Genomic DNA, 25,175 nt, shown 5'->3' with positions numbered 1-25,175 from the left:
GGCGATCATGCCGGCCGTCAAGAAAACGTTCTTCACTCAGCTTCTCTGGAACCTTCACCCCCACATCTACCGCGCGTCGGGGGGGAAGGTTCTCGGGAAGCTGGGGGACAACCAGATCCTCTTGCTGACCACGAAGGGTCGCAAGTCCGGTCAGCCGCGCACCAAGGCGCTCGCGTACCTGACGTACGGAGACGCGAGCGTGGTCATCGGCTCGTTCGCTGGTGGCCCGAACCATCCGTCGTGGTGGCTCAACCTTCTGGCTGATCCTAGCGCCAAGATTCAGCGTGGCGCCGAGGTCCTCGAGGTTCGCGCCCGTGAAGCCGAGGGCGAAGAGCGTGAAAAGCTCTGGTCCGAGATGACCGCCATCGAGGATGGCTTCAACACTTACCAGGAGTGGACGAAGCGCAAGATCCCGGTCGTCGTGCTCGATCCCGTATAGTGCGCTGCCGGCGACAGCGCTGCACTAGGACTACGACCCGGCCGCAGAGAAGAAGTCCCACATCGCATCCGTTGCGCGGTACGGCCCGGTCGGGTCGGTCGCTCCGCCCGGCCACTGGTGCGAGATCCCGGAGACGGCGCAGAGCTCTACCGTGGTGCCGCTTCCGCAGGACGGGGCCGCATCGCAGACGGTGTTCGACGCTGGTTCGGTCGTGACCCGCTCGGGTCCGCAGGCGTTCAGGCCCGCGAACTGATCCGCGGCGACTTCGCCCAGGACGAACGGGACGAACGGGTCGTCCACGTTCTGCACGATGAGGATCGAGTCGTCGTGAGCCGGCTCGCAGCTCGAGGCGATTCCGCCGGCCACGGGCGATGTGGCCACGAACAGGTCGGCGGCCTGGCACGCGAGGCGGAACGTCATCGCCCCTCCGTTCGAGAAGCCCGTCGCGAAGATCCGACCCGAGTCGATGCAGACCTCGTCTTCGATCGCGGTGATCATGTCGCGGGTGAAGCCGACATCGTCGATCTCGAGAGACATCGCGGGGTCGCAGCAGGCGCCGGCGTTCCACGAGCGGTCCACGCCCGCCCCGGCAGCGACGATGAAGCCTTGTTCGGCGGCCTTTTCTTCGAAGGCGGTGACGGTCAGGAAGGCCTCGGGGGTCGAGGCGACGCCGTGGTAGCCGAGCACGAGCTCGGCGGGCCGGCCCGTGAGTGCGGACGGTGGTACGGACAACAGGAAGCGGCGCGTGCGTCCGCCGGACTCTATGAAGACCTCGCGCGTCCCGGCTTCCATGCTCTTTCCGGCGCACCGATCCGCCCCGGTGGTCGAACTGTCACCGCACGCTGCGAGGAAGAAGGAGAGCAGCGTGACAATCGCGAGTCGATGGGTCATGGCCGGCAGCTTCGCCGCGGCCGCCCCGCGTTGCAAGCCCGTGCCCCGATCGTGCAACTCAGCTCGCGTCTCGGAGTCGGGCGGAGTGGCAGGGGGGAGTGAGCCGAGCGTCGGGGCTGCGGATTCCGTGGTCGTGCCGCGTGTTAATTCAAACGCCCGGGCGGCGGCCGCGCTCCTGGTTCCTGCGGGGCTCCGGCTGCAGGGGGCGTTCTGTGAACTCGCCGACGCGGATCACGGCCTGCGAGATCTCTTCGTCGGTGGACCGTTCCAGCACTCTGTGCGACTGCCGGTCAATGCGGATCTCGCGCGTTCTCGTAAGTGCTTGTGATAAGGGCGGTTCATGCCTGTGAAAATGCAACGAGAAGGTCGGGTCGCGGTCGTGACTCTCGACCGCGAGGCGAAACGCAACGCGATCGACGAGGAGATGACCGGCGCGATCGACGCCGCGTTGAACGAGCTAGAGGACGATCCGGAGCTCTGGGTCGGCGTATTGACCGGGGGAACCGCAGTGTTTTCCGCCGGGACGGATCTTTCGGGAGGCTCGGGCCCGCTGACACCGCGCGGAGGCGAGTACGGAATCATCCGGCGCCACCGCATGAAGCCGCTCATCGCGGCCGTCGAAGGCGTCGCGTTCGGGGGCGGCTTCGAGATCGCAATGTGCTGCGACATGGTGGTGGCTTCCCGGGCTGCACGGTTCGGGCTGCCCGAGGTGAAGCGGGGTGTGGTCGCGACGAGTGGCGCGCTCTTCCGGGCTCCGCGGGCCTTGCCGCTCAACGTCGCGCGCGAGTTGCTCCTCACGGGTCAGGAGATGGATGCCGGGCGGGCGGAGCGGCTGGGGTTCGTGAATCGGGTCGTCGAGCCGGGGGAGGCGTTGTCGGTTGCGGTCGAACTGGCTGGGCTCATCGCCCAAAATTCGCCCGTCTCGGTCCGCGAGACGATGGCCGCCGTGGACGCGCTGGTGAGCGCCGACGACGATGCCGGCTGGGCTACGACCGAGAAGGCGAAGGACGTCGTTCAGAACTCGCAGGATGCGATCGAGGGAATCAGCGCCTTCTTCGAGAAACGGACGCCCAACTGGCCGGGGCGGTGATGTCGGCCGGGTTTCCAAGTGAGACATCGCGGTTCTGAACGTAGGCGACGGAATCGCGCGTCGGCACGACCCCGTCGCATTGCTCGAGCCGACAGAGTCCCGCGTCCACCGCCTCGATTCTACGCGAGAACACGAAGTCGATAGTGAGAGGGACGGCGCTGCTCGCCTGGCGATCGTCGGGGTCCAGTCGACCATGTGCGCCGAACAGCTCGATGAACTCGGTCGCGAGGACGTAATAGTAGCCGAGGGCCTCTGCGAAATCGTGCGTGACGTTGCGGAAGTCGGTCCGCTCACAGCCCCGGTCCGTTTCGCTGAGAAGTAGAATGTCCGAGATGGGGGCGAACTCGCCCTGCACGAGCAGGTCGATTTGCGCTTCGGACTCGAACCCGTGTTCGACGTTCCACGTGACGCCGGTACGGGTCCTCCGGCCTCAGCCGAATTGTATGGGTTGGCCGTCCGCCGCCCCGACCGGGGCATGATCGCGATAGGCGATTCGTCCCCGCAGCACGGTCACCAGAGGCCATCCGGCAAGTGCCGCGCCCTCGTAGGGGCTGTAGCCAGCCCGCGATCGCAACCATTCGCGCTGGAGCGGTCCCCGTTCGTCAGCGTCGACGACGACGAGGTCCCCGTCCATGCCGGGGGCTAATCCGCCCTTCCTCTGAATGCCGTAGACGCGCGCCGGGGCCGAGCAACTCACCCGAGCGACGTCTTCGAGCCGCAGCCAGCCGTCGCGAACGGCGGTCAGAAGCAGGCCGAGAATCGTCTGGACGCCGGGAATCCCCGACGGGCACTCCGGGTACGGTTTCGCCTTCTCGTCGGGGGCGTGAGGCGCGTGGTCACTGCCGATGCAGGAGAGCGTGCCGTCGGCGAGCGCCTCGCGCAGCGTGTCGCGATGGCGGACGACGCGGACGGGCGGGTTCATTTGCACCCGTGAGCCGAAGCGCTCGTAACAGTCGGGTGCGGTGAGAAAGAGATGGTTCGGTGTTACCTCGGCGGTGAGGAGTTCCCCCAGGTCGCGGTCGCGCAGGAGTGCGATTTCTTCGGCGGTGCTGACGTGCAGAAGGTGGACCGGTCGCTTCGTTCGCTCCACGAGATCGAGTAGACGGCGGGTGGCACGGACGGCGCACTCCACGTCGCGCACGTTCGGGTGCTCGGTCACCGGCGTGCCCGGCTGGATTGCAGCGTAGCGCTCGATCAGTCGCGGTTCGTCTTCGCTGTGCACGGCGACACGCCGACTTCCAGACCGCAGCACGCGCTCGAGAGTTTCGTCGTCGGCCACCAGGAGGGAGCCTGTTGATGATCCCATGAAGACTTTGACGCCTGCGCAGCCCGGCGCCTGTTCCCATTCGCCGAGGTGCTCTGCGTTCTCGGCGCTGGCGCCGAGGAAGAAGCCGTGGTCGGCGTGGGTGCGTCCCTTCGCGCGTTCGAACTTGTCGGTCAGAAGCTCGGGGGTCGTGGTCGACGGCTTTGTGTTAGGCATCTCGAGGAACGACGTGACGCCACCGGCGATTGCGGCGAGTGAGCCGCTCGCGAGGTCTTCCTTGTGAGTGTTGCCGGGCTCGCGGAAGTGCACCTGCGGGTCGATCAAGCCCGGAAGGACGAGCTTGCCGCCGGCGTCGATCTCCGGTGTCCCCTCGGGAGCCGCGAGCCGGGTGCCGACCGCCTTCACCCGGCCGCCTTCGATCCACACGTCCGCATCGGTCACCGAATCCGGCGACACGACCCGGCCGCCCCTTACCAAGAGGTCTCGATCGCTCATCGAGTTGGCTCCTAGCCTAGGTTCGGGGCGAGGTCACGCGGGGGAGGGCTTCGAGTGATACGATCTCCGGCGTGCGGACGTGGTGGATCGGGGTCTGGCTCGTGCTCGTTTCGGCGGCCGTCGCGCAGGCGTACGAGGAGACCCTGGTGGAGAACGGCGCGACGCTCTCGGGGCGTGTGGTCTTCGCCGGGGAGAGGCCCGCCCCCGCCTTCCAACCCGTTCTCAAGAACCAGGACGTGTGCGGAGATCGGATTCCAGACGAGAGCCTGGTGGTGTCGGAGGAGGGCGGCGTCGCGAACGCCCTGGTCGAGGTGGTCGGGGTATCGGCGGGCAAGCCTCGGGGCCTCGCACCGGCGAGTCTCGATAACGAAGGATGCGCGTTCGTGCCGCGGGTGCAGGCACTCGTGACCGGACAGTCGATGGAGATCCGCAACAGCGATCCGATCCTGCATGACGCCCACGCCTGGCTCGGGTCACGGACGATCTTTAACCTGGGACTGCCCGAGTGGAGACGGGTTTCACACGAGTTCGAGGAGTCCGGCCTCCACGAGATCAATTGCAACGTTCTGCACACGTGGATGAAGGCGTGGGTGTTCGTTGCAGACCATCCGTATGTCGTCGTGACGGGGAGGGATGGTCGGTTCTCGTTCGAAGACGTTCCGGTCGGTCGCTACGAAGTGCGAGTCTGGCACGAGCGGCTCGGTGAGAAGCTGCGGCCCGTGGAACTCGGCGAGGCGGAGGCCGAAGTGGACTTCGCGTTCCCGTAGACCAAGACGAACCCACCGAAAATCGCGCCGAAGCCCATCCGCTTGAGCGAATCCTGGAGTGGCTCGAGAGCGGAGCCGAGGTCACCGAGTGCGTACCCCATTCGAATCGGGACTCCGAGGTTTTCCCGAGCCAAGGTCACCAGCACTCCGTTCGTCTGCGAGAGGGCGAGGATGCCGAAGAGCTGACTCGCAGTCAGCGACGTGACGAAGCCGAATTCGCGAAAGTGGAGGTGCGGATCGGCCTACATCCGGGGCTGGCTACGAGGAGACACCATGCCCTTTCTCAACATGAACGACATCGGACCCTTGGGGCGTTTTCCGGGCTGGTTCGGCAGGACCTGGGTGTCCGAGAACATGACCTTCGCGCGTTGGGACTTCAAAGCCGGCACGAGGGCCCATGAGCACCACCATCCTAACGAAGAAGTCTAAAGGATCATCGAGGGCGAACTCGAAGTGGCCGTCGCCGGCGAGACTCAGACCGCAGGGCCGGGCGGTGTCGCGATCGTTCCGTCGAACGCGCCGCATTCGGTGCGCGCGGTGACCGACGGACGCGCCCTCGTGGTGGACAACGGGATCCGCGACGATCGACCGAAATAGGGCCGGCGCGCGTCAGCGGATCGGGAGGATCTCGGTCCCGTCCAGGTACGAGAGCGTCACCAGTTCGGTGCCCGGGGCGACGAGGGCGAGTTCCTCGCGGATCGGAGCGACGTCCGTGTCGATGGAAAACCCGGGCAGCCAGTCGTCGTGATGGCAGAGGATCACCCGGCGCGGTCGTAGGAGATCGGCCTGGCGTGCAACGAACTGGGCGAGTGAGCCTTGGATGGGTTCCCCGTCCACATTCCCGCGTCCGGCGGCCGCGAGGATCGCGACGTCCGGTCGCAGCGTGTTCAGGATTCCGCTCCAGTGACCGGACGTGTCCTGGTACAGGAGCCGCCCGTCGGGCGTGTCGAACAGGTAGACGAGCGCGCCGCCGTCGCCGCGATCGCCCTGGCTGCTCGCCATGAGGTGCTCGATCGCAACCTTCTCGAGGTCGTTGGCGAAGTACCCGATGAGTTCCTCGAAGCGGGCGCGTTGTTCCTGCCAGGTGAGACCGAGGTCGCCGATACAGACCTCTCCCGGAGGAGCCATCTGCGTGTGCGACCAGACGCACGAGTGCTGGCTCGGGTACGCCGTCACCGTCACGTCGTTCCCGAGATTGATCGTCTCCCCGCCGGCCACGCAGATCATCTGTCCGACGGAAACGCCCGCCTGCTCCATCACGCGGATCGTCTCGTAGCTGCCGATCAGCTTGGCTCCCGTGTTCGCCGCGATGCGCTCGGCGCCGTAGAGGTGGTCGAAGTGGGAGTGTCCGACGACGATCCAGTCGCACTCCTTCACGTCGTCCGCTCGAAGGCCCGTGCCCTGCGCGTTCGCGGCTCGATCGATGTAGGCGTCGAGGAAGATCTTCATGCCCGCCGTCTTCAGGCAGAACGTGGCGCACCCGTACCAGTCGATCGTCGTCATGCGGCTACAGTACGCCGCTCTCGCGGAGCGCGGCAATCTCCTCCCACGAATAGCCGAGGTCGAGGAGGACCTCCTCGGTGTGTTGGCCCCGTTCCGTGCGATCGCCCCCGGTCGGCTCGGGGTGTCGCTCATGCGGATCGGGCAGCCGACCATGGTGATCTCTCCCCATTCGGGCTGCTCGATGCGCTGGAGGTACTCGTTCTCGTAGAGCGCTTCGTCCTGCGTGATCTCGTCGTAGCTCCGCACGAGGGCGTATCGACGGCCGCTGGCCCAGAGAAGGTCGGAGCACTGCGCGAAGATCTGGCCGCCGACGAGGGAGACCTCGACCTTCTGCCCGCGACCCGTTCGCTCGCGTGCGAACAGGGTGGCTAGAGTGCCGTTGCTCAGATTCTGCGATCCGATGTGGTCGGCGACCGTCACGTCGACCGGTGTCGCGCTCGACGGGCCCAAACGCGCTCCCCAAACCGACGAGGATGCGTGGGTTTCGCTCGGCGAGCCGCTCGTAGCCGAGGTTCCAACGCTCCAGGGTTCCGGGAAGGAAGTTCGAGACGACGACGTCGGCCGTATCGACGAGGAGTTGGGCGGCTTGGGGCGCTTGGACCAGGAGTCCGAGATCGAGCCCCCGGACGCCCTCGGGCGCTCCTTCGGGGGGTCCGGGTTCAGGCGCTGACGTCCAGTTCTTGCAGGGAGGCCGCTCGTTCGCGGAGGTACTCCGGGCCGCCGAGGAGGTGACGCGCCACTCCGATGCGTTTGAACCAGAAGTGGAGGTTCTGCTCGTCGGTCCAGCCTGTACCGCCATGGACCTGCGTGGAGATGCTCGCGATCTCTCGGCCGATCTCGGAAGCGTGCGCGAGCACGTGGCATCCCATGAGCGGCGCGTCATCGGGCTTCGTGTCGAAGCTGTGCGCGGCCTGCCACATCAGTGAGCGCGCCGGCTCGAGGTCCGCGACCATCTCCGCGCACATGTGCTTCACGGCCTGGAACGAACCGATGATGCGGCCGAACTGTTTGCGTTGCTTCGCGTAGGCAACGGCCTGTTCGATCATCGACTCGCACGCGCCGATGGTGTCCGCTGCGAGCGCGATGCGTCCGGCGTCGATCATGCGCGAGAGCGCCTCGCCGGCGTGATCGAACACGGCTTCGGGGCGGACGCCGTCGAAGATCAACTCGGAGGTGCAGCGGGTCTGGTCCGTCGTCGGGAGCCGGCTCGTAGTGAGTCCGCTCGCGTCGCTGCGGACGGCTGCGATCCGGTCTCGACCGAGCGCGACGAGGGTGAGATCCGCGCCGTGTGCGTCGAGCGCGATCATCGCCTTCCCGCGCAGGACGTCACCGTCGAGCTCGATCCCCGCGTCCTCGCGCACCGAGAACGTCTCGGTCACCGCCACGCCTACGACGAGATCTCCGGTCGCCATGGCCCGCAGCCATCCGTCGACCGGCCCGGCGTCGAGCGCGCCCAGTGCATGCGGTGCCATGACTCCGGACGAGAGAAACGGGGCGGGCGTCGCGGCGTAGCCCAGAGACTGCGCGACGAGGGCCGCATCGAGGAGTCCGAGACCGCTCCCGCCCCGGGCTTCCGAGATGAGGATGCCGGTGGCGCCCAGATCGGCCAGGTCCTTCCAGATGGTTCGTTCGTTCGGGCAATCGAGACTGCGAAGCTCGCGTACGCGGGTGATCGGTACCCGGTCGCCGAGATATCCGCGAAGGCTCCTCTCGAGGAGCTTTTGATCTTCAGAGAGGCCAAAATCCACGACTAGGCTCCCGCTGTCTTCGCGGGCTTGGGCTCGCGAGGTAGGCCGAGCCCGCGCTCGGCGATGATGTTCTTCTGGATCTGGGCGGTGCCGCCGCCGATGATGAACCCGAGAGACAGGAAGGAGTGCGTCTGCCAGAAGGCGTGCTCCCGTTCGTACTTCGAGTGGTCGTACAGCACACCAAGCTCGCCCATGACGTCAATTGCGAGCGAAGCGACGTCGAAGTTGAGCTGGCAGTTCTGGAGCTTCACGACGAACCCGGTGAGTCCGGGAGGCTCGCCCTTCAGGTTGTTGGTCAGGACCCGCATCGAGTGAGCCTTCATCGCCAGCACGCGGCCTTGCAGCCGCATCAGGCGATCCCGGAACACGGGGCTCGCGATTGCGGGTACGCCGTTGACGGTTTCGTTCTTCATCAGGCGAATGAGCCGTAGGAGGGTGCTCTCGGCGTTCGCGTTCAGGCTGTTGCGCTCGTGCACGAGCGTCGCGTTTGCGATCGCCCAGCCGTTGCCTCGTTGCCCGACGACGTTGGTGCGTGGGACGCGCACATCGGTGAAGAACACCTGGTTGAACGAGTTTTCGCCGAGATCACCCGACATCGTGCGCAGCGGCTGCACGTCGATCCCGGGTGTGTCCATGGGCAGCAGGACGTAGCTGATGCCGCCGTGCTTGGGGGCGTCCGGCTCGGTGCGCACCAGGATGAACATCATCTCGGCCTTGTCGGCGCTGCTCGTCCAGATCTTCTGCCCGTTGATCAAGAAGTCGTCGCCGTCTTCGGTCGCCCGCGTCTGAAGGCTCGCGAGATCACTACCGGCGCCCGGCTCGGAGTAGCCCTGGCACCAGAGGAATTCGGCCCGCATCGTGGGTTTGATCCAGGTGCGCTTCTGCTCTTCGCTGCCGTGCTCGAGTAGCGTTGGCACGAGCATTGACGGCCCCTGCGCCATCATGCCCCGCGCGACGCCCGCCCGGTTGAACTCCTCGTCCATGATCACCGTTTCGAGGAGGTCCGGCGCGGCGCCGAAGCCGCCGTACTCTTTGGGGATCGTTCGCGCCCAGTAGCCGTGCTCGATGAGAAGCTCCAACCACCCCGACAGCTCCGCACGGGGCATGTCGTAGATGTGGCCGGGCGGACGCTTCGACCTGTACTGCCACAAGAAGGCGACAATCTGACGCCGGAACGCCTCGTACCGCTCTCCGTATTCCAGATCCATGGGGGCTCCGTTCGATGTCCGTGTGGTCCGGGGACGGGGATCAGCCGAGGCGTTCGCCGGGCTTCGGCGGGTCGACCGCCGCGCCGGCAAAGCACTGCGCGATCGACATCCAGTAGGTCGCGACGGGGCCCTTCACAGCAAGGGACGTGTCGGCCACATTACGCCCCTGCGTCACGACGTGGCAGAATTCGACGGCGCTTCCGCGGACGTACTCTTCGTCGCTGGGGTCGCCCCATTCCCACACGCCACCCGAGGGCGAATCGATCCGGACGTACGGCGGCGGGCCGGGGATCTCTTCGCCGCGGTTCACGAAGGTCCAGCCGAAGGTCTTCATGCCGATCACCGCGATGTGCTTGATGCGGTCGGTCTGCGCGCGGGGATGATGAAGGAGATCGTAGATGTCCTGGCCGTGCGCCCACGTCTCCATGTAGCGCGCGGTCGTGAACATCGGGACGCCCATGTCCGGTCCGAACCAGGGGAGTCGCCGCTTCGGCTCCGAGGCGCCCAGCGCATCCGCCATTTCGCGGCAGCTCTCGATCCACTTCGTTCGGAGCGTCTCGGCATCGAGTCCGCCCAGAACGCGCTTGGCTTCGTCGGCAAGGGTGATGCCCTTCGCCATTTTGGCAACGAGATCGTCACGGCAGGTTGCGAACGCGTCGGGGTCGTTCAGAGAGAGGAGCGAGACCTCGTCGAAGAAGTGCAGATGGGCGACGACATCCCACGGCGTCCAGTTCTTGAACGGGGTGGCGCGGGTCCAATCTCGCTTGTCGAGGGTTTCGAGGAATGTGTTCAGCTCCTCCGCCTCGTCGCGGAGGTCCTGGCCGACTTGCAGCATGTCTTGATTCCTTCTGGGTAAAGAGGTGGGTGGGGCGAGGGCTCAGTCGCCGTCGTCGGCCCAGGACGGTTTGCGCTTGCCGAGGAAGGCGGCCACGCCTTCGGCGGCTTCTGTGCCGCGGAAGAGCTTGGCCGAGAGACGGCTCGTCGATTTGAATGCGGCGGCCTGGTCCATCTCGGGCACGTCGTAGACGAGCCGTTTCGCAAACCCGAGCGCGTTCGGGCCGCCCTTCTTGATGTCCGTGACGACCTCGTCGACGGCGGCGTCCAACTTGTCGGCGGGAACGGCCCGCGTGATGAGGCCGAGTTCCGCGGCCTTCGCGGACGGAAACCGATTCCCGCGCAGAAAGGCCTCCATGGCCTCGCCCCGGCGCATCTTGGGGAGACAGACGACGGAGATGATGGCGGGCGCGACGCCGAGCCGGACTTCGGTGAATCCGAACTTCACGTCTTCGGACGCGATCGAGATGTCGAGCGAGGACGCGAGCCCGTTCCCGCCCCCCACCACGTGGCCGGCGATCCGGCCGATTATCGGGGTGGGGGAGGCCTGCACGGCCTCCAGGAGGTCGACGAAGCTGGCTCCGCGGTCATCGTAGTCGGTCTGGCCCTGGCGCTCCTTCAGGTTCGCGCCGGCGCAGAACGTGGAGCCCTCGTTGGTGATCACGACGGCCCGGACGTCGTCGTCGGCGTTTGCGGCTGCGATTGCGTCGAAGAGGCCCTGGATGAGCCGGGCTCCCAGGGCGTTGCGGTTCTCCGCGTCTGCCAAGGTGACGGTCATTACACCGCTGGAGACTTGGACACGGACTTCAGTCGAGGTTCGTTCTGGGGCGGCCGGCATCCATGCATTTCGGTATCCGGCACCCATCTGTCAAACGGCGGGCGTCAGGCCAGGCGGAGGCTCGCGCACGTGCGGGGGAGCGCCCGTAGGCGTTTGCGCGGCGGACGGCGTGTGTCCGTCGACGTGACGGAAGGCGCCCGTCAGTCGACGTAGCCCAGGGCGCGCAGGCGCTCGGCGTTCTCGGCCGACAGCGGTTCCGCCGCCGTCGGAGCCGCTCGGCGCGATTCACACTTCTCGAGGTAGCTGCGGGCGAATGACTTCAGGCGTATGGTGCGCTCGGGTTCGGCGGCGCTCCGGTCGTTCTTCTCGCCGGGGTCCTGAGCGAGGTCGTAGAGTTCCAGGGTGTCGGGCTCGACGTTCCAGATTGCCTTCCACCGGCCTTCGCGCACGACGAGGTTTTGATCGCCGCGATGTTGCTTCCACGGGCGGTAGTATTTCTTCGCGTTCATCCGCATCGACGCGACGAAGGCTTCGTTGGATGTCGAGGGGGTCGTTGTCAGCAGAGGGACGAGGCTCTTGCCTTCGAAGGCGTCCGGCGGGGTGGCGCTCCCGGTCAGTTCGGCGATCGTGGGTGCGACATCGAGGAGGCTGACGGGCGTCTCGATGCGGTGTCCGGCGGGCTCTGCGGTGGGTAGGCGCAAGACGAGCGGAGCGCGTACGACTTCGTCGTACACCGAATGGTCGTGGAGCCAGCCCCCGTGTTCGCCGAGTTCCTCGCCGTGGTCCGACACGACGAGGACGAGAGTATTCTCGAGTTTTCCGCGACGCCGGAGTTCACTCAGTGTCGCGGCGAGTTGGTCGTCCGCTTCGCGTATGCGCGCATCATAGGCGCGCCCGTAGGGCTCGGCGAGGGCGTCGAGTCGGGCGAGCGCCTCGGTCTGTTCGGTCGTGTTGTCCGTGGAGCCGATCTTGGTTCCGGCGGAGTGGTCGGTCCGGGTCAGCCGTCGATACCGCAGCGCCCGGTTCTTCATGCGCTTGAGCACGGTCGGGTCGATGGGGCCGAAGGGTGCCAACGCTTTGGCGGTAACGTCGTAGGGGTCGTGCGGGCGCACGTCGTGGACGTAGACGAAGAACGGTTGGTCGGGGATCTCGTCGAGAAACGCTCCGACCAGCGGGGCAGGGTCGTCGATCGGCCCGTGGTAGACCTCGAAGCCGCGCTCGAGACCGGCGGGCCGTCCGGCGTAGGAGTTCGCGATGAAGCTGGCCGTCGCGTAGCCCGCGTCGTTCAGGATCTCGGCGAGCGGCGTCGACTCGGCGTCGATCTTCTTGCCGTCGATCACGACCCCGTGTCGACACATGGGCTGCGACAGCATGAGGGAGACCACGGACGGGAGTGTCCACGGCCCTGGTGCGTAAGCCTGCTCGAAGACGAAGCTCTCGGCGGAGAGTGCATCGAGCGCGGGCGTGGTCGGGTACTTGTAGCCGTACGCCCCGATGCGATCGCTCCGAAGAGTGTCGATCAGATAGAGGAGCACGTTTGGTCGGGTGGTGGCCACGGCTGCGGAGCGTCTCGGGGGTTCGTCCGTGCTCGGACTCGTGCAGCCGATGGCGAGCGCAAACAGGCACGTCAGAAAAAAGCGAACGTTGAGGCTCATCGAGAGCGGGCCGCTTCGGCGTGAAGGCGATTCCAGTCGAAGGGAAGTCGCAAGTGGCTCGCGTACGTCTGGGGAACGTCGATCTCGGGCAATCCGATGACGTCGTAGACCGCATCTCCGGGACGGGGCTCGAGGCGGGTTCCGAACACGAGGTCCCGCATGATCAACACGTCGCCGAAGTTGGCGCCGAGCTTAGACTCCCGCTTTGAATGGTGAAGTCGGTGCAGCTCGGGCGTCGCGAAGACGTAACGGTAGGGAAACGTGTCCATGCGAATGTTCGAGTGTTGCACGTAAGAGTTCGCGCCGGTGAAAACCAGGATGAGGGCGAACAGGAATTGGCCGACGAGGGGCCACTCGGTGGGCCACAGCCCGAAGCCGGTTTTGCGGGTGACCCAGGCGGCGTACTTCTCGCCCTCCCCGTGTGCGAGCACCGGAATCGCCATGTCCTGCAGGAGCCCGCACGTGCAGGCCTGGTCGGCTGGTGCGGAGTGCAGCTCCTTCGGGAGGGCTTTGGCCGTCGCGGCTCTCCACGAGGCCAGCAGCCAGAATCCATTCGGATCGTATCCCGGGGCCGAGGGCGAAGGGGCGGCGCGGGCCACGGCGATGGACAACACGAGCGACTCCACGGCCGAGTTGCCCGGCGGGGCCGGGACGGCTTCGAGGGAGGGCTCCACATGGGGTGAATCGGCTTTTCGGCGTGACACTGAGCCCCGCAGAGGCCATATGGGATGTGCTAGAGCCTCCTAGCCCCCCTCGCGGGACACGAGGCGCCTCGGGAAGTGGCTTGACAGGTCGTGTCCTGGCGCTGGATTGTGGTCCCAGCATTCCATACAGCCGTCGCCACACCTCGACCGACCTACCGGTCGATCACGAAAGGGACCTCATGCTGCTGCGTTTCTCGGCCACCTTCCTATCCCTCCTTCTCTTCGCCTCCACCTCTTGGGCCATTGACCTGACGTATGACCAGCGGCGTTGTCAGGCTGAGGTCGGCCGTCAGGGAAGGACGTTCTTCAAGAATGTCACCAAGGCGCTGCGAAAATGCGAGACGAAGATCTCGAAGGGGCGCCTCGGGGCTGGGACGGACTGCACTCTGGAGCCCAAGGCGGCTGCGACCATCGCGAAGTCGGCCCAGAAGCTCTCGGAAAAGCTCGCGAATCGTTGCGACGACCCGCTGGTCGCCTCGCTCGGTTTCGGAGGTGACTGCCTTGGGGCGAGCACTCTCGCGGACCTGACGACCTGCCTCACGGACAGCCATCAGGATCGCGCTCTGGAGTTGATCGACACGGTGTTCGCGACCACGGGTATGGTACCCCAGTCCGGGCAGCGAAAATGCCAGCTCAACACGGCGAAGGAGGCCGAGAAGGTCGCTTTCCGGCGGCAAGACCTGCTTCGTCGCTGCAAGGACGACATCGCGAAGCGCAATCTACCCTCCGCGACGGACTGCGAAGACGAGACCGAAGGGCAACTCAACTTGACTCGCATGAAGTCGGATCAGAGGACCCAGGCGTCGTGCACTCCGGGTCAGGTCTTAGGTCTGGATTGGGGCGGTGCGTGTGAGGGCGTGACGGCGTCGGCGAGTCTCGCGGCCTGCGCGATCGGCTTGCATGAGCAGGGTGCTGACGCGCTGATCATCGCCGAGTACGGCAACTTGAACGGCGGCGAAGACGCGGCCCTCGCGCTGATCTCGGATCCGGCGGACTGTATCGAAGGACCGCTCTCTCGCTGCCTGGTGGGCGACTACATCCTGTCGAACGGAAAGATCCGGGTCGTCGTCCAGGCCCCCGGACGCAACTTGCTCGCCGTCGGCGAGTACGGCGGCAATATCATCGATGCCGACCTGGTGCGCACCGGGCTCGATCCGGACCGCGACCAGTTCGAGGAACTCACGACGAGTCTGAACTTCGAGAACGGCGCGCATTACACCGATCTCACGATCATCAACGATGGCAGCGACGGCCAGGCCGCGGTGCTCCGTGCCACGGGTGTGGACGACTTGCTGACGTTCGCCAACCCGAGTTCGACCGTGAATGACTTCGGATTCCCGTTCCCTTCAGCGGCGGACGATACGGATCTTCCCGTCGAAATCGTCACGGACTATGTCCTACAGCCCGGCGAGAACTACGTCCGGGTCGACACGACCATCACGAACACCGGCGGCACGGGGCTCGATCTGTTCCTGGGGGCGTACATCGCGCCGTCCGGCGAGATCGAGACGTTCCAGCCGGGCTATGGGCTCGGTGAGCCGCTCGTCGGCTCGTCTTGCCCGGCGTCGGCCCCGAACCCGTGCAACCTGATGGCCTTCCGCGGCTTCGGGGGCGGCGACGGCGTTTCGTACGGATACGTCCACAACATCCCGGGGTCGTCGAGCTTCGCGACCGCCGGTGTCGCCGTGCCGCTTCTCGGCGGGGAGACGATTCTCGCGCTCATCGGTGCGATTGGTCCCAACTATTCCCTTGCCGCTTCGGGCAGCCCGGGCGATGCGGTGACATTGAACCAGCACTTCGTCGTGGGTGACGGCACGGTGTCGTCGATCCTCGAGGCACGAAACGAGATCCAGTTCCTCCCGAGCGGCACGATCTCCGGGACGGCGACCGTCGCTGGAGTTCCGACGGCCGGCGTGAAGATCGTCGCTCTCGGCAGCGTCGCCGAAGGCCCCGCCCTCGGTGCCTTGGACAAGAACGTCGTAAATCACACCATCAGTGATGCCACCGGGCAGTACTCGATGGCCGTGGCTCCCGGCAGCTACGCGGTCGCCGCAGAGTACGAAGGGCATCCCTACGAGGGCGGTGGCCCCGCGCCGATGGAGCACGCGGTCCTCGTCGTTGCCTATGCGACGGTCTCGCAGAACGTCGCGATCCCCGCTGGGGGGACGCTCGACGTCACGATCACCGACGAGACGAGCAGCCCGATCGCAGCCCGCGTGACAGTGGTCGGGTTCGATTCTTCCAAGGACCCGCTCAACACCCAGAACATTCTCGGCCAGGTGAACAACGTCACCGGCATCTTCCGCGATCCGGGCCAGGATACGACGTATCCTCACGGCGTCGCGGTCGTACACTTCGTCGATCAGACCGGGCTGTCCGGTCCGCTGACGGTGGAGCCTGGCGACTACCGGGTCTACGTTTCGCACGGAACCGAGTATTCGATCGGCTCGGCCGACGTGACGATCACGGGGGGCGCCACGACGTCGGTGGCGCTGCAGATCGCGAACGTCATCGACACGACGGGCTTCGTCTCCGGCGACTTCCACGTCCACTCGATCGACAGCCCGGATTCCAAGGTCCCGCGCGAAGACCGCATCGTCTCGATGTTGGCCGAGGGCGCCGACTTCTTCGTTCCGACCGACCACGAGTCCGTGCAGGACTTCAGCGCGGACATCGCGGCGCTGGGTGCGTCGTCTCTGATCGGCACCGCGCCGGGCTCGGAGATCACCACGTTTGACTACGGCCACTTCAACGCGTGGCCGCTCACGCGGGATCCGTCGCAGCCCAACGGTGGCGGCATCGATCACGGTGGGGCTGCTCCGGCGGGGATGCACTTCCCGGAGTACGGCAACTACAACCTCACGCCGGCCGAGATCGTCGCGGCGGCACACGCCGATCCGGGCGTCGATACGGTCCAGGTCAACCACATCTACAGCTACTTTTCGCTCGGTGGCTCGGGCCTCGCGATCGACACCGGCATGGAACCGCCGCAGAGCAACGTGCCGGGCACGGTGCGGCGCCTCGATCCGACGATCACGAACTACTTTACCGATACCTTCGACGCGCTCGAGGTCCTGATCGAGTCGGGTCGCGGTCAGATCTTCGGTAACTTCTACGGCCGCAACCTGGGTGACTGGTTCAACATGATCAACCAGGGCATCGTCAAGACGGCCATCGCCGATTCGGACACGCACCGCGTCGTGCGGACCCTGGCGGCCATCCCCCGTACCTTCATCGCCTCGCCGACGGACGATCCGGCGGCACTCTCCGCGATTGCCGAGACGCTGTCGGGCAACATCAACGACGGTCGGGCAATCGGCACGAACACGCCGATGATGCGCGTGACGAGTTCCGCGACTTCGACCGGCGAGATGGGTGGCCTCGAGTTGGGACTCCCGCTCGAGATCGAGACCACCGACGGGGCGGTCGACATTACGGTTGCCGTGCAGAGCCCGATCTGGGCCGAGTTCGACACCATCGAGTTCTACGTGAACCCGGTGACGACGCGCACGGTTACGCAGGTGAACTCGGGTGACGCATTGGTCGACCCGGTCGACGTCGCGGCCTACGGAGTGGCCCCGGACTTCATCCATACCGCCGGAACGGATTTCGCGATCTCCACGGTGGTGGTCGACGGCTCGATCCCGGGCGCGTCGCGCCTCGAAGCCACGACGACGTTGAGCCTCGCTGGACTCACCGGTGACGTTTGGGTCGTTGCGATCGTCCGAGGTACGGACGGCGTCTCTCGCCCTCTGTTCCCGGTCGTGCCCTTCGATCTGAATGTCGGATCGAACGTGACCCTGCTAGACCTGCTCGATGGCAATCTTGGTGAAGAGGGAGTTCCGGCCCTGGCGTACTCCAACCCGCTCTTCGTCGATGGCGACGGCGGTGGTTGGACGGCGCCCGGCATCATGGTCACTCCGTAGGATTCGAACTTTTCGGGTGAAGGAACACCTCTGGATCCGACTCGCGGTCGGACTCGCATTGGCCTGTGCGGCGCTCGTCGCACAGGCCGGCGAGGCCGGCTCTGCGGGCGCCACGACGGCCCCGCGTCTCGCCGGGAGACTGGCGTCGTCGCCGGTGGTTGCCGTGGGGCACGTCTCGCGCGTGCAGCCCTTCGATCACGATCGCGTGCGGGTGATTTACCTCACGCTCGATCGGATTCTGAAGGGCGAGGAGCGCCTCGGGGCGGGTGGCGGGGCGCTGGAGATCGTCGAGATGCGCGATCGCCCGTCGGCCCCCGGTCTACTCAATGCCGGGGACTACGCGGTCGTCTTCTTGAGCCGGATGAAGCGCGGCTCGTACCTCGACGAGACCCTCGGTTGGGCGCGTCGCTGGCAGGCAAGCGGGGGGGCCTCCGGCGTGATTGCGGACGCCGACCAGACCTCGGTCCGAGCGGCCGCGGCGTTGGTGGGCCGTCTGGCCGACTGGAGCCGGAATCCGGCGGTGACGGCCGGGGAAAGAGCGGATGCCCGGCGCGCGTGGGTCTTCGATGCGGTGTCCGGGGATCACTGGGCGCTCGTCGAGGAGGGTGCCGCGGGCCTCACCGAGATTCAGGGTCTCGACGGCGACCTGCAGCCGATCGAACGAGCGCGCTTGGAGAAGGCCGTCCAGCGAGGCGATCTCCCGCCGCGTGTGCGCGCCGCACTGATCGCGGCAATCGGAGACGCCGGGCTCACATCTTTGGGCCCCACGCTCGTGACGTTGAAGATCGATGCGCCGGAAGTTCTCGAGGCGTCGTGGCAGGCGCAGACGACTCTCGGTGTCCCGCCGCGAACCGCCGACATCGAACGCCGGCTCCGCGATGGGAAGCCGGCGGTCCGTGCCGTTGCGGCACGGGGGTACGTCAACACGGCGCCCAAGGACGCGGTTCCAGCGTTGGGCCGGTTTCTCGCCGGTGAGGACGACCCAACTGTCCGAATCGCCGCTCTGGAGGCGCTCGGGACGCTAGAGGACGAAGAAGCTCTGAAGGTGATCGAGACCTCGTTCGTCGAGGACGGTGAGCTCGCCGTGCGGCAGGCCGCGGGCCGGGTGGTATTCGAGCAGGGCGGCGACGTGGCGGCCGAGAGCCTCGGGCGTCTGGCCTTCGAGGCGGCTCCCGAAGGCCAGCGACACGCGGTTGCGCTCCTCATGGCGCTGCGCCGTCCGGCCGATGATCCAACCTTGAAGCGCCTTCGCGAAAAGCACTCGGATCCAAAGGTACAGGAGTTGCTCGAACATGGGTTCCCCGATGGGCATCACTGAGATCCTCGGGCGTTTCGCGCTCGGGCTGTTGGTCGTCCTCGGTTCCGTTGGAGTGTCTGCGGCGCACGAGGTCCAGCGCACCGCTGTGCGTGAGCTCGTCCGTCTGCAAGGCTATGTCCGGCCGGCGAAGGACGCCGAAGCGAAGGATGTGATCGAGCTGAGCGTGAACGGTCGTGCCTTGCCGTTCGTCGTGGGCGATCGTCAGGTATTCATCACGGTCGGCGCCGCGTCCCGACCGGCGACGAAGGAGCCCACGCGGGTCGTGGTGCAGGGGATGCGGGAGCTTCTATCGCGAATCCTCCACGCGACGCCCGAGCAGCGCGTGACGCTGCTCGGTGAGCGTCGGCCCGGATCGGCGGAGTTGTTTCTCGCTGCCGTCGATCTCTGTCCCGAAGCCGTCGCCCCCTGAGCGGCGCGCTCAGGCCTGTTTGGGTTCGTTGCTGACGTTCACGATCTCGCCAGCGCTCTTCGGATCGCAGACGAGTTCGAGAACCTTTGCCGCGATGTCTTCGGGCCGGAGCATCTGAACCGCGTCGATCACGGACTGAAGCCAAGGGTGCGGGCCGTCGGGGCCGCTCTCTTGCACCATTTCGGTCGTGACGAGCCCGGGGCACACGCAGCTGACGCGCACGCCGTGGCTGTCGGCGAGCGCGACGCAGGACCGCGTGAAGTGCACGACGCCGGCTTTCGTCGCGGCGTAGACGGCTTGCGGAGGAAGTGCGGTGAAGGCCGCACCTGAAGCCGTGTTCACGATTGCGCCGCCGCCACTGCGTTTCATCGGGTCGAGCGCGAGACGCGTACCCAGGATTACCCCGCGCAGGTTCACGTCCACGATTGCCGCGGCGCGCTCGTCTGCGACGTCGGGCCAGTCGGTGGCTCCCTCGCCGATCCCGGCGTTGTTATGGAGGATGTGAAGGCCGCCGAATCGCGCTTCGGTCTCGGCGACTGTGTGACGCAGGGAGCTGAGGTCCGAGACGTCGGTCTCGAGAGCGAGGGGCTCGGCACCCTGGGCGCGCACGAGTTCGGCAGTCTCCGCGGAGAGGTCCTGTTTCACGTCTGCCAGGACGACGGCGCGCGCGCCGGCCGCGGCCAGCGCGACGGCGGTCGCCCGTCCGATGCCGCGTGCGGCTCCCGTGACGATCGCTACCTTGTCTTCGATTTCCAAGCTGGACGCCTCCTCCTCCGACCCATAGCAAAAGGCCCGTGGATCCGGGGATCCACGGGCCTCTCTGTCCGGATGGGGACGCGCGTCGTGACCTACGGGCAGGCCGTTTTCGAAACGTTCGCGGTGCTCTGACAGATGTCGGTGCCGCCGCCGTGGATCGTGGCCCAGAGGTACGGCGTGGAGCCGTTCACGGCGAGCCGGAGGTCATCGTCGCCGCCCCCATTCATACGGAACTCGAACGTCGATGTCGTTGGCCGCGTTGTCGCCTACGACCGTGAGAGTCTTCCCGCCGGATTTGAGCAGTGCATTCCCGGCCGCGTCGGCGTCGGGGGTGGCGACGGGTAGAAGGCCGCAGACGGCGGAGGGGCTCTCGTCGCCGGCTGTGGTGGGTGATATAGCGCCGGTGTGTCCAAGGTCAGTTATCAGCGAATCGTAGTAGCGGTGGACTTCTCCAAGACCTCCAAGGCGGCTCTCCAGCAGGCCCTCGGAGTTGCCGAGCAGCACGACGCAACACTTGAGGTGATCTACGTCATCGAAGACGCGTTCCAAGCGACACTGCCCTGGATGAAGCAAGGGCAGGAGACCGTGAAGCAGATGCGGTCAGAAGCCGTGGACGTGGCAACGGAGAAGCTCCAGAAGTTCGTCGGCAAGACCGCGGTCGAGGTTCGTCGTACCGTGAAGACCGGCGAGGTCGACGAAGAAGTGATCCGCCTCGCGGGTCGGCGCAAAGCCGATCTCATCGTGCTCGGCAAGGTCGGGCGGCGTCGGGTCGACGAGTTCCTGATCGGCTCGTCGGCGAACGACATCATTCGCATTAGTACGGTTCCCGTACTGCTCGTCCCCGCGCCGAAGAAGCGCTGAGAAGAGACTCAACGCACAGCCCGAACCACAACTTGGAGGACTCCCATGAATCTGGAAGGCGGATGTTACTGCGGTGCCGTGCGGTTTCGCGCGGAAGGCGACGCGATGTTTCAGGGGCAGTGCCACTGCCGTGAGTGCCAGTACATCTCGGGCGGACATCCGAACGTCGTGATCGCGATGCCGGAGACGGGCTTCTCGTACTCGAAGGGCGCGCCCAAAGAGTTTCGACGAAGCGATCTCGACAACCCGGTGACGCGCAGGTTCTGTGCGGACTGCGGCACGCATCTTCTGACCGAGACTCCGTCTCTGCCAGGCGCGAAGCTCATCAAGGTCGGCGTACTCGACGACCCGTCCGTGTTCAGCCCGCAGATGGCGATCTATTTGGTCGACAAGCAGTCGTTTCATCACGTCCCGGAGGGGATCGGGGCATTCGAGCGCGCGCCGGGCTGAGTTTCTTCTGGTCTGTCGGTATCTCGGAACTTTGTTAGGGACACGGACATGAAGATCGGAACGATGCTGAATTATGCCGCCGGCTTTCGCGAGGCGGCGGATGAGATCGCCGAGCTCGAGAAGTCGGGACTCGACACGGTGTGGGTCGCCGAGCCTTACGGGTTCGATGCGGTCAGTCAGATGGGCTACCTCGCCGCCAAGACCGAGCGCGTCGAGATCGCGTCCGGCGTGTTGCCGATCTACACGCGGACCCCGAGCCTGCTCGCGATGTCGGCGGCTGGGGTCGATGCGCTCTCCGAGGGGCGCTGCATCCTCGGGCTGGGTACGTCAGGCCCGCAGGTCATCGAGGGCTTCCACGGCGTTCCGTTCGATGCACCGGTCGCCCGGATTAGGGAAATCATCGAGATCTGCCGCAAGGTCTGGCGTCGCGAGGTGCTGACGCACGAGGGGCCGAAATACCCGCTGCCGCTTCCGGCCGGCCGGGGGACCGGCCTCGCCAAGCCCCTCAAGATCCTCACCCGCCCTGTGCGGGACGACATTCCGATCGTGATCGCGGCGCTGGCTCCGAAGAGCGTCGAACAGACCGCGGCTCTCGCCGACGGGTGGCTGCCGGTCTTCTACCATCCGACGAAGGCGCGGAATTGTTGGGGTGACGCTCTAGACAAGGGTGCGGCCCGCCGAGATCCGTCCCGCCCGCCGATGGATGTGTACGCCGGCGGTCTCGTGGGAATCGGCGAGGGCCTCGAGTCGCTTCGCGACCGGGGCCGTCCCGGGATGGCACTCTACGTCGGCGGCATGGGCGCTCGCGGCAAGAACTTCTACAACGACATCTTCGCGAGTTACGGCTACCGCGAAGAGGCGGCGCGGATTCAGGATCTGTACCTGTCTGGCGAGAAAGCGGCGGCGGCTGATGCAATCCCTTCCTCGTTTCTCGAAGAGACGACGCTTGTTGGCCCGGAATCGTTCGTCGCTGAGCGGCTCGCCGAGTACGCGGAGTCCGGCGTGACGGCGCTGAACGTGAGTCTCGTCGGCGACACGGTCGCGGATCGCGCTCGCACTCTCGAGAAGCTCAAGAGCCTGCTGTAGTTCCTTGACATCGTGCAGGATCGCGACGAACGTCGCGGGCATGCGCGATCGTATCGCGGCCGCTCGTCCGGAGACCTGGCGCGAGCACCTACACGAGATCATCTTCGAGGCGGACACGCCGGCCGGGAAGAGTTTCGACATCGGGCTGCTGATCGCGATAGCTGCGAGCGTGCTCGTCGTGACGCTCGATAGCGTCGACCAGCTCCAGGACGACTTCCACGGACCCCTGTCCGTCGCCGAGTGGGTGTTCACGATCGGCTTCACGATCGAGTACCTGCTCCGTCTCGTCTGCGTGCGGAATCCGCTTCGCTACGCTGTGAGCTTCTTCGGGATCGTCGATCTGCTGTCGATCCTGCCGACCTACGTGAGCCTGCTCTATCCCGGGACCGAGTCGTTGCTCGTGATTCGCTCGTTGCGGCTGCTGCGCGTTTTCCGGGTCTTCAAGCTGGCCCGGTTCCTAACGGAAGCTACCGAGTTGCGGGCGAGCATCGGCGCGGCGCGCGCCAAGCTCGCGGTCTTCATGGTCACGGTCGTCATTTCGGTCGTCATCGTCGGGGCGGCGATGTACGTCGTCGAGGGCCCGAAGAACGGGTTTACCTCTGTTCCTGTCGGGATGTATTGGGCGGTCGTGACCCTTACGACCGTGGGGTACGGCGACGTGACGCCGCAGACGCCCGTTGGACAGATGCTCGCCGTCGCGATGATGATCCTCGGCTACAGTCTCATCATCGTCCCTACGGGTATCGTTTCGGCGGAGATGGCTTTGGTGCAGGCGCATCGCATGACGTCGCAGCACTGCCGGCGCTGTTCGCGAGAAGGGCACGACGTCGACGCGGTACACTGCAAGTACTGCGGCGGGGCGCTCTAGCGCATGGAACTCGTGGGCGACGTAAAGCGCATCCGCGGAACCGCGATAGTCGTCGGGCTCGTCGTGGTCCAACTCGGGCTCCTACTCGCGACGGCGTGGGACAAGTCCGACACGGCAGACGGCTGGGGCGGCGGGCCGGAGGGCGGGCCCCAATACCTGATTCATCGTGAGGATTGGGGCCAGGACAAGCGCCGGCTCGCCCTCTGGCAGCGCGACAACGCGATTCCGGTGGTCCAGTACGCTTGGTACGGCCCGAACCCCGCTCGCTGGGGTGTGGTCCGCGAAGAGGTGTCCTGCGAACCGGCGGTTGGCGTGTGCGCGCTTTGCGCGGTCGAAGTCCATCGTCCGCAGTTTGCTCTCCGGCCGGGATGTGTCGAGTGGCTCACGATCGAGCCGCCGGATGAGCGTCTGGGGTACTCGATCTAGATCTACCGCGTGGATGAGGACCGGCTCGCGCAGAAGAGGGATCAGAGCGTTCCCCCGTTCTGGCGAAGCGGCACCCGGGATTGACGTCCTCGCCGCCCCGGGAATCAGAAAGCCGTTGTGATCGCCCAGATCCCGGACACGACGACGATGAGCGCGGTGCTCCCGGCACCGATCCCGCGGAGGACCGAGAACTTGCCGTCCACACGGAGGCCGATCGGATGGAGGATCCGGGCGCCGACGAGCCAGGCGGCGAGGCCGAATCCGACGAGTGCGAGCAGGACCGCGTAAAGTGCCGTGATCGGTAGAAGCATCAGCCATTCTCCTGTGGGCTCGTGATCGACTCCTTTTGTACGAACTTCGTGATGACGTCCGCCAGGAGCGGTGCGTGGGTGACCGGCAGCATGTAGCTGCCGTCCTGGATGAATATCGCTTCCGCGTTCGGCATGCTCCCGACGAGGTACTGCGAGATCCTCACCGGCGCGAGGCGGTCGTCGTCACCGTGGATCAGCAGAGTGGGGGTCTCGATCTTCTTCGGGTCGAAGTCGCCCGGCTCGATTGGGTAGAACATCTCCTCTTTGTAGGTGCGGACCGTTTCGGGGCGCGAGAAGTTGGCCGCGACGCTCGGAAGCCACCAGTACGGCTGCGGTTGGCCGCAATACGCGGCATCAGTCGCGGCGGCGGGAAGGCCGTGTACCACAGCGGTGGCAGTGCGATTGCTGCGAACAGAAGCTGGAAGAGAGCGGATCCGATGCGTCGCATGAAGGGTAGCTCCCCTGGAGGGGGCGACCAATCCTGCCACGCGATTCTGCCGGGGCCAACTCGGTGCAGAGGGAGGTCGTTCAGAGAACCGTGAGGAGTTCGGCGTGGATCGCCGTGGGGGCGGCCAGAACCTCGGACGCGTCGAGGAACAGGTCCCGTCCCGCGCGGTTCGTGGCGATGCCGCCCGCGCGCCGGACGATCAGGACGCCTGCGGCGATGTCCCAGGCGTGGAGGCCGCGTTCCCAGTAGGCGTCGAAGCGGCCGGCAGCGACGTAGGCCAGATCGAGGGCGGCGGCGCCCGCCCGGCGGAGATCGCGGCAGCGGGGCAGGAGGGCCTTCCAGTCCTCGAGGTACTCGTCCGCTCGTTCTCGTCGGTCGTACGGGAACCCGGAGGCGACGAGCGCCTCGCTCAGGCTCGCGCACGGGCTTGTCTGGATCGGCTCTCCGTTGAGTTTGGCCGGACCCGCGGCCGTCGCTTCGAAGAGTTCGTCGCGCATGGGGTCGTAGACGACGCCGGCGAGAATTTCGGCGCCCGTGCTCGGGGTTTCGAGCGGGTCGCCCGGTTGGAAGCCGCGCACGGCCGCGATCGAGACGGCGAAGTGGGGAACGCCGTGGGCGAAGTTCACGGTGCCGTCGAGTGGATCGACCACCCAGCAGACCGGAGCTTCCGCCCCGGTCGTTGTGGCACCGGTTTCCTCGGTGAGTCGTGCGTGGTCGGGAAAGGCGGCGGCGAGACGTTCGGAGATGAGAGCGTCGATGCGGTGGTCGGTGTCCGTGACGAGATCGACCGAATTCGCCTTGGTCGCGATCTGGCGCGGGCTCGGGACACGGGTACGAATCTCGGCCCCCGCTTCCCGCGCGATCTCCGCTGCGACCGAAACCAGCTCCGAAGGGCTTGACGTGTTCATTCGCGAATAGGTAGCGCCCCCTGGCGCGCTTT

At 66.1% G+C, this 25,175-nt stretch carries 29 protein-coding genes and 1 pseudogene; 14 read left to right on the top strand and 16 right to left on the bottom strand.

What is annotated here, in order from left to right; translation table 11 throughout:
* Positions 1–7: 7 nt before the first annotated feature.
* Positions 8–439: a nitroreductase/quinone reductase family protein gene (locus tag P8R42_06135; protein MDG2304225.1), complete on the top strand. Its 432-nt coding sequence runs from the start codon at positions 8–10 to the stop codon at positions 437–439.
* 30 nt (positions 440–469) lie between these two features.
* On the opposite strand, the gene P8R42_06130 is transcribed toward P8R42_06135, so the two are convergent.
* A complete protein-coding gene (locus P8R42_06130; GenBank protein ID MDG2304224.1) occupies positions 470–1,330 on the bottom strand; it encodes a hypothetical protein in 861 nt (286 codons plus the stop codon).
* 85 nt (positions 1,331–1,415) lie between these two features.
* Between P8R42_06130 and P8R42_06125 the strand changes: the two genes are divergently transcribed.
* Both P8R42_06125 and P8R42_06120 read left to right on the top strand, forming a co-directional pair.
* Positions 1,416–1,658, top strand: a complete 243-nt coding sequence (locus tag P8R42_06125; GenBank protein MDG2304223.1) for a hypothetical protein — start codon at positions 1,416–1,418, stop codon at positions 1,656–1,658.
* Between the two features lie 12 nt (positions 1,659–1,670).
* Positions 1,671–2,420, top strand: a complete 750-nt coding sequence (locus P8R42_06120) for an enoyl-CoA hydratase-related protein (GenBank protein ID MDG2304222.1) — start codon at positions 1,671–1,673, stop codon at positions 2,418–2,420.
* On the opposite strand, the gene P8R42_06115 is transcribed toward P8R42_06120, so the two are convergent.
* Together P8R42_06115 and P8R42_06110 are read right to left on the bottom strand one after the other, a co-directional pair.
* Positions 2,374–2,775, bottom strand: coding sequence for a hypothetical protein (locus P8R42_06115; GenBank protein MDG2304221.1), 402 nt, complete (start codon positions 2,773–2,775; stop codon positions 2,374–2,376). The two genes, P8R42_06120 and P8R42_06115, sit on opposite strands and share 47 nt — an antisense overlap.
* Positions 2,776–2,850: 75 nt before the next feature.
* Positions 2,851–4,179 carry a dihydroorotase gene (locus P8R42_06110; protein MDG2304220.1) on the bottom strand — a complete coding sequence of 443 codons (1,329 nt, stop codon included), beginning with the start codon at positions 4,177–4,179 and terminating at the stop codon, positions 2,851–2,853.
* Between the two features lie 71 nt (positions 4,180–4,250).
* On the opposite strand from P8R42_06110, the gene P8R42_06105 reads away from it, so the two are divergent.
* The 3 genes from P8R42_06105 to P8R42_06095 all read left to right on the top strand — a co-directional run bounded on the left by P8R42_06105 (position 4,251) and on the right by P8R42_06095 (position 5,543).
* A complete protein-coding gene (locus P8R42_06105) occupies positions 4,251–4,946 on the top strand; it encodes a carboxypeptidase regulatory-like domain-containing protein (GenBank protein ID MDG2304219.1) in 696 nt (231 codons plus the stop codon).
* Between the two features lie 273 nt (positions 4,947–5,219).
* Positions 5,220–5,375 (top strand): hypothetical protein, encoded by a 156-nt coding sequence (locus tag P8R42_06100; protein ID MDG2304218.1) that lies wholly within the window; start codon positions 5,220–5,222, stop codon positions 5,373–5,375.
* 6 nt (positions 5,376–5,381) lie between these two features.
* Positions 5,382–5,543: a cupin domain-containing protein gene (locus P8R42_06095; GenBank protein ID MDG2304217.1), complete on the top strand. Its 162-nt coding sequence runs from the start codon at positions 5,382–5,384 to the stop codon at positions 5,541–5,543.
* A 12-nt stretch (positions 5,544–5,555) separates the two neighbouring features.
* Here P8R42_06095 and P8R42_06090 read toward each other — a convergent pair whose 3' ends face one another.
* From P8R42_06090 to P8R42_06055, 8 genes and pseudogenes are all read right to left on the bottom strand, one after another.
* A complete protein-coding gene (locus P8R42_06090; protein ID MDG2304216.1) occupies positions 5,556–6,869 on the bottom strand; it encodes a CoA transferase in 1,314 nt (437 codons plus the stop codon).
* A gap of 82 nt (positions 6,870–6,951) precedes the next feature.
* Positions 6,952–7,053, bottom strand: a pseudogene (locus P8R42_06085) (CoA transferase).
* Positions 7,054–7,108: 55 nt separating this feature from the next.
* Positions 7,109–8,197: an acyl-CoA/acyl-ACP dehydrogenase gene (locus P8R42_06080; protein MDG2304215.1), complete on the bottom strand. Its 1,089-nt coding sequence runs from the start codon at positions 8,195–8,197 to the stop codon at positions 7,109–7,111.
* Between the two features lie 2 nt (positions 8,198–8,199).
* Positions 8,200–9,405 (bottom strand): acyl-CoA dehydrogenase family protein, encoded by a 1,206-nt coding sequence (locus tag P8R42_06075; GenBank protein ID MDG2304214.1) that lies wholly within the window; start codon positions 9,403–9,405, stop codon positions 8,200–8,202.
* 40 nt (positions 9,406–9,445) lie between these two features.
* The gene (locus tag P8R42_06070) at positions 9,446–10,240 is read right to left on the bottom strand and encodes a TIGR03084 family metal-binding protein (GenBank protein ID MDG2304213.1); all 795 of its coding nucleotides are present in this window, start codon (positions 10,238–10,240) and stop codon (positions 9,446–9,448) included.
* A gap of 42 nt (positions 10,241–10,282) precedes the next feature.
* Positions 10,283–11,017, bottom strand: coding sequence for an enoyl-CoA hydratase-related protein (locus tag P8R42_06065; protein MDG2304212.1), 735 nt, complete (start codon positions 11,015–11,017; stop codon positions 10,283–10,285).
* A gap of 200 nt (positions 11,018–11,217) precedes the next feature.
* On the bottom strand, positions 11,218–12,672 hold the full coding sequence (locus P8R42_06060; GenBank protein MDG2304211.1) for a sulfatase: 1,455 nt from the start codon (positions 12,670–12,672) through the stop codon (positions 11,218–11,220).
* Positions 12,669–13,346 (bottom strand): sterol desaturase family protein, encoded by a 678-nt coding sequence (locus P8R42_06055; protein ID MDG2304210.1) that lies wholly within the window; start codon positions 13,344–13,346, stop codon positions 12,669–12,671. Before P8R42_06055 ends, P8R42_06060 begins: the two co-directional genes overlap by 4 nt.
* 209 nt (positions 13,347–13,555) lie before the next feature.
* Here P8R42_06055 and P8R42_06050 point away from each other — a divergent pair, with 209 nt between their 5' ends.
* Genes P8R42_06050 through P8R42_06040 form a run of 3 tightly spaced genes read left to right on the top strand, consistent with a single transcriptional unit; the run spans position 13,556 to position 19,029 of the window.
* Positions 13,556–17,302: a hypothetical protein gene (locus P8R42_06050; protein MDG2304209.1), complete on the top strand. Its 3,747-nt coding sequence runs from the start codon at positions 13,556–13,558 to the stop codon at positions 17,300–17,302.
* Between the two features lie 16 nt (positions 17,303–17,318).
* The gene (locus P8R42_06045) at positions 17,319–18,620 is read left to right on the top strand and encodes a HEAT repeat domain-containing protein (protein MDG2304208.1); all 1,302 of its coding nucleotides are present in this window, start codon (positions 17,319–17,321) and stop codon (positions 18,618–18,620) included.
* Entirely contained in the window at positions 18,607–19,029 is a 423-nt protein-coding gene (locus tag P8R42_06040) for a hypothetical protein (GenBank protein ID MDG2304207.1), read from the top strand. Before P8R42_06045 ends, P8R42_06040 begins: the two co-directional genes overlap by 14 nt.
* 9 nt (positions 19,030–19,038) lie before the next feature.
* On the opposite strand, the gene P8R42_06035 is transcribed toward P8R42_06040, so the two are convergent.
* Both P8R42_06035 and P8R42_06030 read right to left on the bottom strand, forming a co-directional pair.
* On the bottom strand, positions 19,039–19,785 hold the full coding sequence (locus P8R42_06035) for an SDR family NAD(P)-dependent oxidoreductase (protein MDG2304206.1): 747 nt from the start codon (positions 19,783–19,785) through the stop codon (positions 19,039–19,041).
* A 92-nt stretch (positions 19,786–19,877) separates the two neighbouring features.
* A complete protein-coding gene (locus P8R42_06030; GenBank protein ID MDG2304205.1) occupies positions 19,878–20,012 on the bottom strand; it encodes a hypothetical protein in 135 nt (44 codons plus the stop codon).
* Positions 20,013–20,190: 178 nt separating this feature from the next.
* Between P8R42_06030 and P8R42_06025 the strand changes: the two genes are divergently transcribed.
* The 5 genes from P8R42_06025 to P8R42_06005 are packed head-to-tail and all read left to right on the top strand — an operon-like array spanning position 20,191 to position 23,476.
* Entirely contained in the window at positions 20,191–20,646 is a 456-nt protein-coding gene (locus P8R42_06025; protein ID MDG2304204.1) for a universal stress protein, read from the top strand.
* Positions 20,647–20,691: 45 nt separating this feature from the next.
* On the top strand, positions 20,692–21,096 hold the full coding sequence (locus P8R42_06020; GenBank protein MDG2304203.1) for a GFA family protein: 405 nt from the start codon (positions 20,692–20,694) through the stop codon (positions 21,094–21,096).
* Positions 21,097–21,144: 48 nt separating this feature from the next.
* Entirely contained in the window at positions 21,145–22,182 is a 1,038-nt protein-coding gene (locus P8R42_06015; protein ID MDG2304202.1) for an LLM class F420-dependent oxidoreductase, read from the top strand.
* A 40-nt stretch (positions 22,183–22,222) separates the two neighbouring features.
* Positions 22,223–23,050, top strand: a complete 828-nt coding sequence (locus P8R42_06010; GenBank protein MDG2304201.1) for an ion transporter — start codon at positions 22,223–22,225, stop codon at positions 23,048–23,050.
* A gap of 3 nt (positions 23,051–23,053) precedes the next feature.
* Positions 23,054–23,476: a hypothetical protein gene (locus tag P8R42_06005; protein MDG2304200.1), complete on the top strand. Its 423-nt coding sequence runs from the start codon at positions 23,054–23,056 to the stop codon at positions 23,474–23,476.
* A gap of 104 nt (positions 23,477–23,580) precedes the next feature.
* Here P8R42_06005 and P8R42_06000 read toward each other — a convergent pair whose 3' ends face one another.
* The 3 genes from P8R42_06000 to P8R42_05990 all read right to left on the bottom strand — a co-directional run bounded on the left by P8R42_06000 (position 23,581) and on the right by P8R42_05990 (position 25,143).
* The gene (locus P8R42_06000) at positions 23,581–23,787 is read right to left on the bottom strand and encodes a hypothetical protein (GenBank protein MDG2304199.1); all 207 of its coding nucleotides are present in this window, start codon (positions 23,785–23,787) and stop codon (positions 23,581–23,583) included.
* Complete coding sequence (locus P8R42_05995) at positions 23,787–24,173, bottom strand: alpha/beta hydrolase (protein ID MDG2304198.1); 387 nt, start codon at positions 24,171–24,173, stop codon at positions 23,787–23,789. The genes P8R42_06000 and P8R42_05995 overlap by 1 nt, the downstream gene beginning before the upstream one ends.
* 142 nt (positions 24,174–24,315) lie before the next feature.
* Positions 24,316–25,143, bottom strand: a complete 828-nt coding sequence (locus P8R42_05990; GenBank protein ID MDG2304197.1) for an inositol monophosphatase family protein — start codon at positions 25,141–25,143, stop codon at positions 24,316–24,318.
* Between the last annotated feature and the right edge of the window lie 32 nt (positions 25,144–25,175).

It is taken from the genome of Candidatus Binatia bacterium, from assembly GCA_029243485.1.
In the GTDB taxonomy this organism is placed as follows: Bacteria; Desulfobacterota; Binatia; order UBA12015; family UBA12015; genus VGTG01.
Note: the sequence above shows the minus strand (reverse complement) of the source record. Positions and strands in the feature narration are given on the sequence as shown.

Excerpts from the sequence above, each read along its gene's own strand:
- P8R42_06010 (MDG2304201.1), top strand. The coding sequence starts at position 22,223 with ATGCGCGATCGTATCGCGGCCGCTCGTCCGGAGACCTGGCGCGAGCAC.
- P8R42_06050 (MDG2304209.1), top strand. The coding sequence starts at position 13,556 with ATGCTGCTGCGTTTCTCGGCCACCTTCCTATCCCTCCTTCTCTTCGCC.
- P8R42_06110 (MDG2304220.1), bottom strand. The coding sequence starts at position 4,179 with ATGAGCGATCGAGACCTCTTGGTAAGGGGCGGCCGGGTCGTGTCGCCG.
- P8R42_06015 (MDG2304202.1), top strand. The coding sequence starts at position 21,145 with ATGAAGATCGGAACGATGCTGAATTATGCCGCCGGCTTTCGCGAGGCG.
- P8R42_06060 (MDG2304211.1), bottom strand. The coding sequence starts at position 12,672 with ATGAGCCTCAACGTTCGCTTTTTTCTGACGTGCCTGTTTGCGCTCGCC.
- P8R42_06020 (MDG2304203.1), top strand. The coding sequence starts at position 20,692 with ATGAATCTGGAAGGCGGATGTTACTGCGGTGCCGTGCGGTTTCGCGCG.
- P8R42_05990 (MDG2304197.1), bottom strand. The coding sequence starts at position 25,143 with ATGAACACGTCAAGCCCTTCGGAGCTGGTTTCGGTCGCAGCGGAGATC.
- P8R42_06030 (MDG2304205.1), bottom strand. The coding sequence starts at position 20,012 with ATGAATGGGGGCGGCGACGATGACCTCCGGCTCGCCGTGAACGGCTCC.
- P8R42_06005 (MDG2304200.1), top strand. The coding sequence starts at position 23,054 with ATGGAACTCGTGGGCGACGTAAAGCGCATCCGCGGAACCGCGATAGTC.
- P8R42_06000 (MDG2304199.1), bottom strand. The coding sequence starts at position 23,787 with ATGCTTCTACCGATCACGGCACTTTACGCGGTCCTGCTCGCACTCGTC.
- P8R42_06075 (MDG2304214.1), bottom strand. The coding sequence starts at position 9,405 with ATGGATCTGGAATACGGAGAGCGGTACGAGGCGTTCCGGCGTCAGATT.
- P8R42_06100 (MDG2304218.1), top strand. The coding sequence starts at position 5,220 with ATGCCCTTTCTCAACATGAACGACATCGGACCCTTGGGGCGTTTTCCG.
- P8R42_06130 (MDG2304224.1), bottom strand. The coding sequence starts at position 1,330 with ATGACCCATCGACTCGCGATTGTCACGCTGCTCTCCTTCTTCCTCGCA.
- P8R42_06065 (MDG2304212.1), bottom strand. The coding sequence starts at position 11,017 with ATGACCGTCACCTTGGCAGACGCGGAGAACCGCAACGCCCTGGGAGCC.
- P8R42_06120 (MDG2304222.1), top strand. The coding sequence starts at position 1,671 with ATGCCTGTGAAAATGCAACGAGAAGGTCGGGTCGCGGTCGTGACTCTC.
- P8R42_06135 (MDG2304225.1), top strand. The coding sequence starts at position 8 with ATGCCGGCCGTCAAGAAAACGTTCTTCACTCAGCTTCTCTGGAACCTT.
- P8R42_06040 (MDG2304207.1), top strand. The coding sequence starts at position 18,607 with ATGGGCATCACTGAGATCCTCGGGCGTTTCGCGCTCGGGCTGTTGGTC.
- P8R42_06070 (MDG2304213.1), bottom strand. The coding sequence starts at position 10,240 with ATGCTGCAAGTCGGCCAGGACCTCCGCGACGAGGCGGAGGAGCTGAAC.